Source organism: Aequorivita sediminis (assembly GCF_032080575.2).
In the GTDB taxonomy this organism is placed as follows: Bacteria; Bacteroidota; Bacteroidia; order Flavobacteriales; family Flavobacteriaceae; genus Aequorivita; species Aequorivita sediminis.
Genome location: NZ_JAVLSO020000001.1, coordinates 174,649 through 187,339, shown reverse-complemented (window position 1 = coordinate 187,339; position 12,691 = coordinate 174,649). Strand labels below are relative to the sequence as shown.

Here is a 12,691-nt window from a genome sequence, read left to right as displayed (position 1 = left end):
GTTTGTTGCTGTTTTTCCCCAGCATTGCTCATTCGCAAATGTATAATTCCCAAATTGAAGCTGAAATTAATATACAACAATATGGAAATATTTATAGCATAACGGGCTCGGCTGTAAATAAAACTGTATCGAACCAAAGTTTACATTATGTTCTTTCTGTAATTAAAAATGAAGAAAAAAATGCCAGCACATCAAAAAACGATCAAAGAGGCAGATTTGTGCTTGAAATTGGGGAGAAAAAAAATCTATCTACAACAACTATAAATGTTAGCGACGAGCAACGCGTAATTATATTACTCCTAGTTTATGACGACGAAGACACACCATTAGGTATGGATCGTCATGTAATTAATCCGACGGAAGAGGATTTAGCCTTGCAAAAAAACGATAGTATCGAAAGAGAAAGGGCGGTAAGTCCTTCGCCAGATGTTAGCACCAAGCCAGTGGATGGTGTTATGATTGGAGGAATCGTTACTGAAGATACAAAAACAAAACCAGGTAGGGATTTCTATAAAATGTTTGATCAAAATTATAGATTAAATAATATAAACGGGTCGGAAATTGTAACTATTAAAGAAGTTTTGTCATTAAACAATAACACTAAAATAGAAGTTTTAGTTGCAAATGAAAAGGTGTTAGAATTCTTTGTTAGGCCACAATCGGAGTACTTAAAACAAATGGCTGATATTGCTATTAGAAAAGTTTATTGGTTTTTACATCAATATAAAGAGAGAAAGCATACACAGAAATATTATTAGGAATTGACCATTTCACTATTTATATTTATATGAAGGTTTTATTGTTAATTATTGGATTTTAATGTTAAAAATCTTTATAATTTTCTTATCTTTTCATTGGCTTTAAAGCATGTTATTATTCATTGTAAAATAATTAAATCAAATTAAGATGAAATACTTAGTTTTTTTCCTATTTATAACTATCTCTTCCATAAGTTACGGGCAACAGCTTGTGTATAAACCTATAAATCCATCTTTTGTAGGGGGAGATTCATTTAATGGCTCTTGGTTGCTTAATTCAGCAAATGCTCAAAACTCATTTAAGGACGATTCTCAGTTTGATGCTTTTGATCGGTTAGGAGGCTTCGGGGGATTCGGTGGAAACCAGTTTACCAAAGACAATGTTCCACCTGAAGGGACTAGTATTAGTGGGGATTTTCAGTATGAAGTATTTGATTCATCTGGTGGTTTGGTAATAAATGTATTAAATATAGTCACAGGTGAAGCAACACAAATAATCATTCCAAATTAAATTCTCTATGAAGAATACATTTACAAAGCTTTGTATTGTAGCTCTCTCTTTAATGCTTTGGAGTTGTGGTGCTTATTTTAATCAACCCGTAGGGCCGCAAGAGGCTCGGATAGGGGAAATTACAAAACAAACAACGACACTTTATACGCTTCCCGAGCCAGAAGAAGCAATAATTGCTGGCGTATATAACTTTAAAGACCAAACTGGGCAATATAAAAATATAGAAAATGGAAGCACCTTCAGTACAGCAATTACACAAGGGGCTACAACTATACTGATAAAAGCTTTAGAAGATTCCAAGTGGTTTAGGCCCATTGAACGTGAAAATATAAGTAATCTTTTAAATGAGCGACAGATTATTCGGTCCACCCGAGAGGAACATAGAAGGGTTAACGATAATTCCCCTACGCGATTACCACCACTTTTATTCGCTGGTGTTTTGTTAGAAGGTGGAGTGGTGTCATATGATTCCAATATCCTAACTGGTGGTGCTGGTGCAAAATATTTTGGTGTAGGAGGTTCTACACAGTATAGACAAGACAGAATAACGGTTTACTTACGTGCGGTATCTACTAATACTGGGGAAGTTTTGAAAACAGTATATGTGTCTAAAACAGTTTTATCGCAGGCTGTGGATGTAAGTCTTTTCAAATACGTAAACTTTCAACGTTTGCTTGAGGTTGAAACAGGTTTTACAAAAAATGAACCAGCGCAAATGGCAGTTCAAGAGGCAATTGAAAAATCTGTAGAAATGCTGATCATTGAAGGAATTAAAGATAAATTGTGGTCGACTAAAGAAGGAGTTGAAAAAAATAAAGAAATTGTAGATGAATACTTACTTGAGAAAGAGGTGGAAGAGTCAACCGGGCTTTATGAAAGAAGATATTTAGAAAATAATTATAAAAGTCAGTTCAATTTTAATGCTGGTATGGCTCTTGTTGATGGCGATTATTCAACTGGAATATTAGATTACAAATTTGGATTTATATATAAATATTCTATCATCCCTGAATTAAGGGTAGCGACAGATTTTCAGTTCTTTAGGCTCAACTCTACTCCAGAAATAAATCATTGGTGGCTCAGTCAAGGCTTTAATGTTGAGTACAATATGCTCCCTAACGACAGATTAGGACCAATTTTTTATGCAGGTCCAGGCATATTGTTATTTGCTGATGATAGTCCTATTGGTCATTTGCAGCGTTGGGATAGCTTCTTCAACCTAAAATTTGGGGCGGGATTAGAATATCGCGTATCTCCTAGAGTATCATTTGTGCTTAATGGAGAGTGGGATGTTACATTCTCAGATAAAATTGACAATTTACCCCACGGAAGAAGAGATGATTTTTACTATACAATGAGCTTAGGATTGAGTTATCACTTTGGTTCGTCTAGATCAAAAAAGAAGATTTACCAAGAAGGTGATCAACTTGAAATATCACCGCTTAATAATTAATAGTTGGGTTGTTTTAAGAAAATAACATTAATGATCAAATATAACATACATATGAGAAGAAGTTTTACATATATAAAGTTCTTATGCTTGTTATTTGTCGTTTTGGTTAGTTGTAACGAAGACCGAATTGACGAAAACGCCTACGGTAAAATTATCGGGAAGGCAGTAATCGAAGGAACAAACGAACCACTGCAAAATGTAAGAATATCTACAAGCCCAGTTACTAGCACAGTGTTTACAGATAATGCTGGTTATTTTATTTTAGAAAATGTACCTGCGGGAGAATATTCAGTTTTAGCTCGCTTAGATGGTTATTTAGCGCGTTATGAACCAGCAACTGTTATTGCGAATAAAACTGTTAATGTTATCTTCGATATGGAGGTGTCTACAGCAAATAATAGACCTCCTTCAGCTCCTGAATTGTTAATGCCAGCAGAAAATGAGGTTATTGATGGTGTAGAGGCACTATTTCAATGGAGTTCAATAGACCCAGAAGGAGATCCTATAACATTCGAATTAGAATTGCGAAACGACCAAAATGATGTGGTAGTAATGTTTGACGATTTAAATGATACCATATATCTATATCCAGAACTAATACTTGGCGCACAATATTTTTGGCAAGTAACAGCTGCGGATGAATATAATCCTCCAGTATTAAGTCCTGTTGGTACATTTAAAGTTAAACCCGCACCTATTGAAAATAGATTTCTCTTTGTCAGAAACATCAATGGTAATAACGTGATATTTTCAGCTGATGAAGAAGGTAATGAATTTCAATTAACATCTGAAAATACAAATAGTTACAGACCACGTAGAAATGTTGCCGCTAATAGAATTGCATACTTACAAACAACCGGTGCCCAAGCCGATATATACACTATGAATCGCGATGGTACGGATAAGGTTAAAGTTACCTCAAACGTAAAGCCTAATGGTTTTAATTTGAATGAAATAAATATATCATGGCCGCCGACGAGTGATCGTATATACTTCCCAGTATTAGATAAATTATATCGAATTCGATCAAGCGGACAAGATCTTGAATTAGTCTACCAAACTACCGATGGTTCTTTAATTTCTGAAATAGCTGTTAGTGAAAATAGCGATCTAATAGTGTTGAAAACAAATAATTTAAGCGGATATGATATTTCAATTTTTACTATCGATTTTAGCGGAACAGTGTTAGATACTCTTATTACGGGCCTTCCTGGTGGTGCAGGAGGATTAGATATTTCTGTAACAAATTCTAAAATCGTATACTCCTATGACGTGGATGGCTTTGAACCTTTAGATTATCGAAGATTGAATTCTAGAATATTCCTATACGATATAGTAACAGATACAACTACAGATATTTCTGGTGAAAAACCTAATGGTACTAATGATTTAGAACCTATATTCTCACCAAATGAAGCCTTTGTGATATTTACGAATACCTCCAACGATGGTATTTCTCAAAAAGACGTATATCAATTAGAAATAGGTGATAGCGAAAGTAGAACGCTTCTATTTGAAAATGCATTTATGCCTGATTGGGAGTAAACTAATTAACCATTTTTCAAAAAGCCCACTTTGCTGGGCTTTTTTTAATGCGTATTTTTGCCGTAAATTTTATTAAATGAGCTCACAAAATACAGATAGGTACGCACAAAGAGGTGTTTCAGCCGGTAAAGAAGATGTACACAACGCTATCAAAAATGTTGATAAAGGTTTATTTCCTAAAGCCTTTTGTAAAATAGTTCCTGATTATCTTACGGGTGATAAAGACTATTGTCTAATTATGCACGCCGATGGAGCTGGGACAAAATCTTCACTTGCATATGCGTATTGGAAAGAAACAGGAGATTTATCTGTTTGGAAAGGGATTGCTCAAGATGCGCTTATTATGAATATAGACGACCTACTTTGCGTGGGGTCTGTAGATAATATTATGCTTTCTTCCACCATAGGAAGAAATAAAAACCTAATTCCAGGTGAAGTTATTTCTGCAATAATAAATGGTACAGAAGAATTGATTTCCGAATTAAAACAATTTGGTGTAAACATATATTCAACTGGTGGTGAAACAGCAGATGTGGGTGATTTAGTGCGAACTATCATTGTAGATTCTACCGTAACTGCAAGAATGAAACGCAGCGATGTAGTTGACAATGCAAATATAAAACCAGGAGATGTAATTGTTGGTTTGGCTTCTTTTGGGCAAGCAACTTACGAGAAAGAATACAATGGAGGTATGGGAAGTAATGGCCTTACTTCAGCTAGACACGATGTATTTGAAAAATACCTAAGTGATAAATACCCTGAAAGTTTTGATTCCTCAGTGCCGTCCGAGTTAGTTTATTCTGGCTCTAAAAAACTACAAGATACTGTTGAAAACAGTCCATTAGATGCTGGAAAATTAGTTTTGTCACCAACCCGTACCTATGCTCCGATAATTAAAGAAATTTTATCGCAGTTTACCAATAAAGAAATTCATGGTATGGTACATTGTAGTGGAGGAGCACAAACCAAAATTCTTCATTTTATAGAGAATCTTCATATTGTAAAAGATAATCTTTTTAATGTTCCACCGCTTTTCAAACTTATCCAGGCTGAAAGTAAGACCGATTGGAAAGAGATGTATAAGGTTTTTAATATGGGGCATAGAATGGAATTATACGTTCCAGAAGAAATTGCTGAGGAGATTATAAAAATCTCAAAGTCATTTAATGTAGACGCCCAAATTGTGGGTAGAGTAGAGGCTTCAGAAACAAAGAAGCTTACAATAACCGGTGAAAACGGCACGTTTACATATTAAATAGATTATAATGAAATATACTTTTTGGTTAATTTTCCCTTTACTGATTCTCAACTCTTATGGTTTAAAAGCGCATACAGATTCATTAAAGGTGAAAACAAAAAAGAATGATACTGTTGACTTAGGGTGGCGAATCAAAAATGAGGCTGGCCTATTGTTAAACCAAGTATCTTTTACTAATTGGAATTCTGGAGGGACAAATTCTATTTCGGGTATTGTTTCTACTAAGTCTATAGCAAAATATAAACAGGAAAAATGGTTTTGGAACTCTGAATTAAATCTCAAATACGGTTTAAACAAACAACAAGATAATGGTGTAAAAAAAACCGAAGATATAATTGAATTAAATTCCAACGTAGTGTTGCAAACCGATTCTATAAGCAATTGGTTTTATTCTGCAAGATTTAGCTTTAGTACTCAGTTTTCCAATGGTTATAAATATCCTAATAAAGATGAAGCTATATCTAGGTTTTTAGCGCCTGGTTATATGTTTTTTGGTGTTGGAATGGAATACGGTAAGAAAATTGAACATTTATCTTTCTATGCTTCTCCATTTACCTTAAAAACCACTTTTGTTATGGATGATCATTTGGCAAATAGAGGTGCATTTGGCGTAAATCCAGCTATTTACGATATGGATGGAAATATGTTGAGTAAGGGTAATAATATAAAACAAGAAATAGGTATACTTTTAACTAATAAATACGAAGAGAATATTTTTGAAAATATTAAATTGAATAGTCATTTAAGATTATATACCGATTACGTCAATAGTTTTGGCAATATTGATATTGATTGGGAGGTGAATATAGATATGAAAGTAAATAAGTTTGTTAAAGCAACTTTGGGATCTCATCTTAGATATGATAATGATATTAAAGTAGAGTCCAAAAGAAATGAAATCACAAACGAAGAAATCATTCTTGAAGGACCAAGTGTTCAGTGGAAACAAATACTTGGTGTAGGAGTGGTTATCGATTTTGATAAGCTATCTAAATCGAAAGAAACCTCGTAACTTACTTTAAAACACTACAAAATAGACTTAGAAATTTCAGGTTTCTTCAAGAATTAATTTCATTTTTTCAATCGAAATAATTTCGACTAAAAAATTGTAAATTTGCCATTCATTATAAATATTTATGTTAGACAGGCTTCAAATAATAAAACAACGTTTCGATGAGGTGAGTGACCTTATCATTCAACCAGATATAATCAGTGACCAGAAGAGGTATATTCAATTGAATAAAGAATACAAAGACTTAAGAGTTTTGATGGATAAAAGATCAGAATATCTTGAGCTTACTGATAATATTAATGAAGCTCAAGAAATCATTTCGGATGGAAGCGATGCGGAAATGGTTGAAATGGCAAAATTGCAACTAGACGAAGCGTCAACTCGTTTGCCTCAATTAGAAGAGGAAATTAAGTTTCTTTTAGTGCCTAAGGACCCTGAAGACTCTAAAAACGCCGTTATGGAAATTCGCGCGGGTACTGGCGGTGATGAAGCAAGCATTTTTGCTGGAGATCTTTTCAGAATGTATACAAAATACTGTGAAGGTAAAGGTTGGAAAACAAACGTAATAGATTTAAGTGAAGGAACTAGCGGAGGTTTTAAAGAAATACAATTTGAAATTGAAGGTGATGATGTTTATGGAACTCTAAAGTTTGAAGCTGGTGTACACCGTGTACAACGCGTGCCGCAAACTGAAACTCAAGGTCGTGTACATACAAGTGCGGCTACAGTTATGGTGTTCCCAGAAGCTGAAGAATTTGATATTGAAATAAATCCAAAAGATGTAAGGGTAGATTTTTTCTGTTCGTCTGGTCCAGGGGGTCAGTCTGTTAACACTACCTATTCTGCAGTGCGTTTAACTCACGTGCCAACAGGATTGGTTGCGCAGTGTCAAGATCAAAAATCTCAGCATAAGAATAAAGAAAAAGCCTTTAGAGTGTTACGTTCGCGTTTGTATGATATGGAATTGGCTAAAAAACAAGCTGAAGATGCTCTTAAAAGAGGTTCTATGGTAACAAGTGGGGATCGTAGCGCTAAAATTAGAACCTATAACTACTCGCAAGGGCGTGTAACCGACCATAGAATAAATCTTACGCTATACAATTTAGGCAATATTATGAATGGAGATATTCAAGAAATAATAGACGAATTGCAATTGGTGAGTAATACAGAAAAACTAAAGGAAACAGGCGAAACATTTTAAAATAGTTTAATGTTACGAGTCTTATAAGTAGGGATTAACCAACTTTTAATTGTAGTTAGTTAAATTCACTTCTATTTAATTTATCGATACTTTCCAAAAAGCTTTTGTCAGATTTAAATTGAACCATAATGATTACCCAGCAATTAATTTCAGAAATAAAAAGAAAGAAATCTTTTCTTTGCGTTGGACTTGATGTAGATCTTGATAAAATCCCGGAATTTCTTTTAAAGGAAGAAGATCCGATTTTCGCATTTAATAAGGCTATTATTGATGCCACACATCAATATGCAGTGGCATATAAGCCAAATACTGCATTTTATGAGGCTTATGGTTTAAAAGGATGGCAATCTCTGGAAAAGACTATTTCTTATTTAAACAAAAATTATCCTGAAATTTATACTATTGCAGATGCAAAACGCGGTGATATAGGCAATACATCTTCAAGATATGCGAAAGCTTTCTTTGAAGACTTAGGATTCGATTCGATTACTGTTGCTCCCTATATGGGTAAAGATTCTGTAGAACCTTTTTTAGCTTTTAAAGACAAGCACACAATTTTACTTGCACTTACTTCAAACGAGGGTGCTTTTGATTTTCAGACAAAAAACGTTGGGCATCAAGAACTTTACAAAGAGGTTTTGGAAACTTCTAAAACTTGGAACAACAGTGAAAATTTAATGTATGTGGTAGGTGCGACTAAAGCAGAATATCTAGCAGACATTCGCAAAATTGTTCCTAATAGCTTCCTATTGGTTCCTGGTGTAGGAGCTCAAGGCGGAAACCTACAAGATGTTTGTAAATATGGAATGTCTGAAAACATTGGCTTATTAATTAATTCTTCAAGAGGGATAATTTACGCTTCAAATAAAAATGATTTTGCCGATGCTGCTGCTGAAGTAGCAATGAAAATGCAAACTGAAATGAAAACCATTTTAGATGGAATTCATTGATCAGTTAAATAGAGTTGTAGAACTTAGCAAAAGTCCCACCAGAATTGTTTCTTTGGTACCTTCGCAAACCGAATTATTGGTAGATTTAGGTTTACGCGATAATATAGTTGGGGTAACCAAGTTTTGTGTGCACCCTAAAAAACTTCGGAAGGAAAAGACTATTGTAGGAGGTACAAAAAATGTGCACTACGATAAGGTTAAAGCCTTAAATCCAGACATAGTAATCTGTAACAAAGAAGAGAATACTGAAGAAATTGTAATCGAGTTAGAGAAAATAGCTCCAGTTTGGGTAAGTGATATCTCAAATATTTCGGAATGTATTGAAATGATCACTAAGTTAGGGGAGGTGTTTGAAGTTTCGCAATCTGCATTGGAAATAAGTTCAAAAATTTTATCCGAATGGAATGGTTTCAGAGCATTTTCTGAGAAGTTTCCTACAAAGAAAGTAGTTTACCTAATATGGAAAGATCCGTATATGGCTGCAGGGAGAGATACATTCATCAATGAATTACTAAAATTAAATAGGTTTGAAAATCTCTTTACTGATGAAAACTCTCGTTATCCTGAGGTTCCAAAAGAATTATTACAGCAGGCTGAAACCATTTTGCTCTCCACAGAGCCATTTCCCTTTAAAGAAAAGCACATTTCAGAATTACAAAAAGAATTTAAGGCTGAAGTTAAGTTAGTAGATGGTGAATACTTTAGTTGGTATGGTAGTAGAATGACAAAAGCGTTTGAGTACTTTAAAGGACTTCACGAAAGCTAGTATCAGAAACAATTAGAAGTGGCTGTTCTATGAGAGCCTTTGTATTTCGCTTTTAATTTTATCGGCTTGACTTTGAAATGATTCACTTTTCTCAATATCTTTTAGAGAAGCTTCAAAAGATTTCTTCATTAAAAGAGTGTATTTTTCTTCTAGTTTTTCAAGCTTCGATTTTTTCCTAAACATATTAGTCATTGCCACATTTTTACAAATGCAAAGGTAGTTTGAATAAAGCCAAAATGTTGCAAAGGCTTGGTTAATAGTCTCCTAAAAGAATGTAAGTTAGTGATATATACTGTTAATTCATTAAGTATATTAATCCTGCATCGCAAATACCTGTCTGAGTAATTTTGTGGTTCTTGCACCGATATTGTTTCTAATATCTTTTTCCTCTACACTAATCATTGTATAAACACCTTTTAAAGCTTCGTTGGTTACGTAGTCGGTTAAATCTGGATTTACTTTAGTGACAAAAGGAACTGAATTATATCTTGTAATAATATTTGTCCAAATTTGATCTGCTCCAACTTTTGCAAATGAGTTTTTTATTACAGGATTAAATTTTGAATATAAAGCAGTGTTAGTGCGTTGTTCTAAATAATTAGTAGCTGCATTATCTGGACCTAGAAGAATGTTTTTTGCATCCGTAAAGGTTATTTGCTTTACTGCGCTTACAAATATAGGTGTAGCTTCTTTTACAGCATCTTCAGCAGCGCGATTTAATGCTTTAATCCCTTCATCAGCAAGACTTCCAAGGCCTATATCGCGTAGGGTTTGATCTACCTTTTGCAATTCTGATGGTAACATAATCTTCACGAGTTGATTTTTATAAAATCCATCCTTGTTCGTTAGCTTTGTTACCTGTTTATCTATTCCTTTGTCTAAAGCTTCTCTAAGACCGTTTCCTATTAGTTGAGGGTCCATACCTATACCTGTGTCAGTTGGTAGGGTGTTTACTACTTGCTGTAATTCAGCGCAAGAAAATAGCGTGAATACACTAATAAAAAGGAAAAATTTTTTTAAATACATTTTGTTTGTGTTTTATAGAAACCTCAAAGATAAAAAAAGACCCTTCACATTGAAGGGTCTTTTAATTATTAACTTAATTTAAAATTCTTATTTAAGAACTTTTACAGTTTTAGAGCTGTTTCCAATTTTTACCTTAACTAAATAAGCACCAGATGGAAGGTTGCTCATGTTAATTCTTGGAGAAATAGTACTTGGGTTTTCTTGAAGTACAACTTTTCCTAATACATCGTAAATAATTACTTGGTCTACAGCATTAACAGTTTCTATGTTCAAGAAATCTTTTACTGGATTAGGGTAAACAGAAAATTTATCAGCTTTAAAATCTTCAGTGCTTAGTAAGCCAAAAGCTGTAACTACATCATCAATGTAGTAAGTTGTAAACTCGCTAGGTGCGTAAAAGTCAATAGCTCCAAAATAAGGTACAGCCATATCGTTAAATGGAGTTCCTTCTAAAATAGCTGGTAATCCATCTACATTCATTTGAAGGGTTTTGTTATCCAAATCTAAAATTAATTCTACTGGGAACCATGCATCATGAGGGAAAGCCCAAGTAGCAGATCCATCAGCAACCTGACCTTGACCTGGAGTCATATTATCTGGGTTAAAATAAATATCAGGGCTTAGGAAAGAACCATCACCTTGGCTACCTGCAGGTGTTTCTCCCTGTAAGTTGAAATATCCTTCTTTTCCAGATGGGATGTACATGCTAAATCTTACAGTGTAAATGTCGGTGTCTGGTTGGCTATCAATAATATACAATTGATCTTTACCAGCAGGAGCGTCAACTTCGTCAATCAATAAGGATTGAGCCCCAGAGTTAGATTGGTCTAATGCAACGATACCGTCTTCTGGGCCGCCTTCCTCGCCAGACCAAGTTTTCCAATAGTCAGATTGGGCTGAGATAGGACCAGGAGAATAGCTTTCTAAATCATCTTGTTGGTCAATTTGCCCATAAGATGTAGATAAACTAAATGCTCCTAAAGTAAATGCTAATAAGTAAATTTTTTTCATAATATTTTAAAGTTTTTTTGATTTTATGAGGGTCTAAGATATAATAAAATGATATAAAAAAAAGATGTTTTGATGATTTTATTAAAAAAAATTAGCTTTAAGAAATAAAAAAGGCCCTTAAAGCTTAAGGACCCTTTTTAAAATTAAACTCTTAAAACTCTTCCTTATTTTACAATTTTTACAATTTTTGAGTTGTTTCCGATAGTTACTTTAACCATATATGTTCCTGAAGAAAGGCTGCTCAAATTAACTGTAGGAGAAATTTTTCCTGGCTTCTCTTGAAGCACAACTTTTCCTAAAACATCATAAACAATTACCTTATCTACCGAAGCTGCAGATTCGATGTTTAATATATCCTTTACAGGGTTAGGATATACAGAGAATTTATCTTCAGTAAAATCTTCTGTACTTAGAATCCCATTAGCCATAGTTATATCATCGATATACATGTCGTTATTTGGACTTGCAGAATAGAAGTCAATTCCTGCTAGTTCTGTAAATACTTGACCTCCAAATTCAAAAACTTGTGCAAATATTACTTGTTGTCCATCAATAAACATATCCCAAACCTGATTGTCTAAATCATATACACAAGTTGTTTTAAACCATTGGTCTTCAGGAAACGTAAATACTTGATCGTAAGTTGAACAATCTGTTTGTCCCGTTACTCCACCTTGTCCAGCTTCTGAACCGCTACAGTTAAAATAAACATTTCCACCCATTAAGGCTTGTGTCCATGCCGAACCGCTTGCAGATAATGCTGCTTGCATATTAAAATATCCAGAAGCGCCAGCAGGAATATAGGAGTACCATTGAATAGTATATGTTCCAAACATTGGGGCAGTAGGTGTTAATAAAATCATATCTGTAATTCCAGATCCGTCAATATGTAATGACTTGATTCCAGATAAAGCCTCATCGTCTGTTACGTCTGCATCTTCAGCACCTCCACTATTACCAGACCAAGTACGCCAATGATCTGCTTGTGGTGATACATCGCCCACTGTATAAGATTCAAAATCGTCGGTTAATTCTACTTGAGCTTGAGTAGAAAAAGCAAATGCTCCTAAAGCAAATGCTAATAAGTAGATTTTTTTCATAATATTTTATATTTAGATTAAGTAATTAATACTCTACGATACAATAAATTGAATTATTACCATAATATTTTTAAAAATTATCATTATTATATATAGCTGT

13 protein-coding genes are annotated in these 12,691 nt (G+C 34.0%); 9 read left to right on the top strand and 4 right to left on the bottom strand.

Going from position 1 to position 12,691, the window contains the following annotated elements:
- Nucleotides 1-38 precede the first annotated feature (38 nt).
- The 9 genes from RT250_RS00880 to RT250_RS00840 all read left to right on the top strand — a co-directional run bounded on the left by RT250_RS00880 (nt 39) and on the right by RT250_RS00840 (nt 9,454).
- Nucleotides 39-758, top strand: a complete 720-nt coding sequence (locus RT250_RS00880; RefSeq protein WP_313111269.1) for a CsgE family curli-type amyloid fiber assembly protein — start codon at nt 39-41, stop codon at nt 756-758.
- 148 nt (nt 759-906) lie between these two features.
- Nucleotides 907-1,269: a curli assembly protein CsgF gene (locus RT250_RS00875; protein ID WP_313111268.1), complete on the top strand. Its 363-nt coding sequence runs from the start codon at nt 907-909 to the stop codon at nt 1,267-1,269.
- Between the two features lie 7 nt (nt 1,270-1,276).
- Nucleotides 1,277-2,722: a CsgG/HfaB family protein gene (locus RT250_RS00870; RefSeq protein WP_313111266.1), complete on the top strand. Its 1,446-nt coding sequence runs from the start codon at nt 1,277-1,279 to the stop codon at nt 2,720-2,722.
- A gap of 30 nt (nt 2,723-2,752) precedes the next feature.
- On the top strand, nt 2,753-4,267 hold the full coding sequence (locus RT250_RS00865) for a carboxypeptidase regulatory-like domain-containing protein (RefSeq protein ID WP_313111264.1): 1,515 nt from the start codon (nt 2,753-2,755) through the stop codon (nt 4,265-4,267).
- Nucleotides 4,268-4,343: 76 nt separating this feature from the next.
- The gene (locus RT250_RS00860; RefSeq protein WP_313111262.1) at nt 4,344-5,522 is read left to right on the top strand and encodes an AIR synthase related protein; all 1,179 of its coding nucleotides are present in this window, start codon (nt 4,344-4,346) and stop codon (nt 5,520-5,522) included.
- A gap of 10 nt (nt 5,523-5,532) precedes the next feature.
- Nucleotides 5,533-6,537: a DUF3078 domain-containing protein gene (locus tag RT250_RS00855; protein WP_313111260.1), complete on the top strand. Its 1,005-nt coding sequence runs from the start codon at nt 5,533-5,535 to the stop codon at nt 6,535-6,537.
- Between the two features lie 124 nt (nt 6,538-6,661).
- Nucleotides 6,662-7,738 carry a peptide chain release factor 1 gene (gene prfA, locus RT250_RS00850; protein ID WP_139855050.1) on the top strand — a complete coding sequence of 359 codons (1,077 nt, stop codon included), beginning with the start codon at nt 6,662-6,664 and terminating at the stop codon, nt 7,736-7,738.
- A gap of 128 nt (nt 7,739-7,866) precedes the next feature.
- Nucleotides 7,867-8,688 carry an orotidine-5'-phosphate decarboxylase gene (pyrF, locus tag RT250_RS00845; RefSeq protein ID WP_313111257.1) on the top strand — a complete coding sequence of 274 codons (822 nt, stop codon included), beginning with the start codon at nt 7,867-7,869 and terminating at the stop codon, nt 8,686-8,688.
- The gene (locus tag RT250_RS00840; protein ID WP_313111255.1) at nt 8,675-9,454 is read left to right on the top strand and encodes an ABC transporter substrate-binding protein; all 780 of its coding nucleotides are present in this window, start codon (nt 8,675-8,677) and stop codon (nt 9,452-9,454) included. The genes pyrF and RT250_RS00840 overlap by 14 nt, the downstream gene beginning before the upstream one ends.
- 27 nt (nt 9,455-9,481) lie before the next feature.
- Here the strand turns inward: RT250_RS00840 and RT250_RS00835 are convergent, their stop codons facing one another.
- The 4 genes from RT250_RS00835 to RT250_RS00820 form a co-directional block, all read right to left on the bottom strand.
- Complete coding sequence (locus tag RT250_RS00835) at nt 9,482-9,646, bottom strand: Lacal_2735 family protein (protein WP_313112164.1); 165 nt, start codon at nt 9,644-9,646, stop codon at nt 9,482-9,484.
- A gap of 120 nt (nt 9,647-9,766) precedes the next feature.
- The gene (locus RT250_RS00830) at nt 9,767-10,480 is read right to left on the bottom strand and encodes a DUF4197 domain-containing protein (protein WP_313111253.1); all 714 of its coding nucleotides are present in this window, start codon (nt 10,478-10,480) and stop codon (nt 9,767-9,769) included.
- Between the two features lie 87 nt (nt 10,481-10,567).
- The gene (locus tag RT250_RS00825) at nt 10,568-11,491 is read right to left on the bottom strand and encodes a T9SS type A sorting domain-containing protein (protein ID WP_313111251.1); all 924 of its coding nucleotides are present in this window, start codon (nt 11,489-11,491) and stop codon (nt 10,568-10,570) included.
- Between the two features lie 164 nt (nt 11,492-11,655).
- Complete coding sequence (locus tag RT250_RS00820; RefSeq protein WP_313111249.1) at nt 11,656-12,591, bottom strand: T9SS type A sorting domain-containing protein; 936 nt, start codon at nt 12,589-12,591, stop codon at nt 11,656-11,658.
- Between the last annotated feature and the right edge of the window lie 100 nt (nt 12,592-12,691).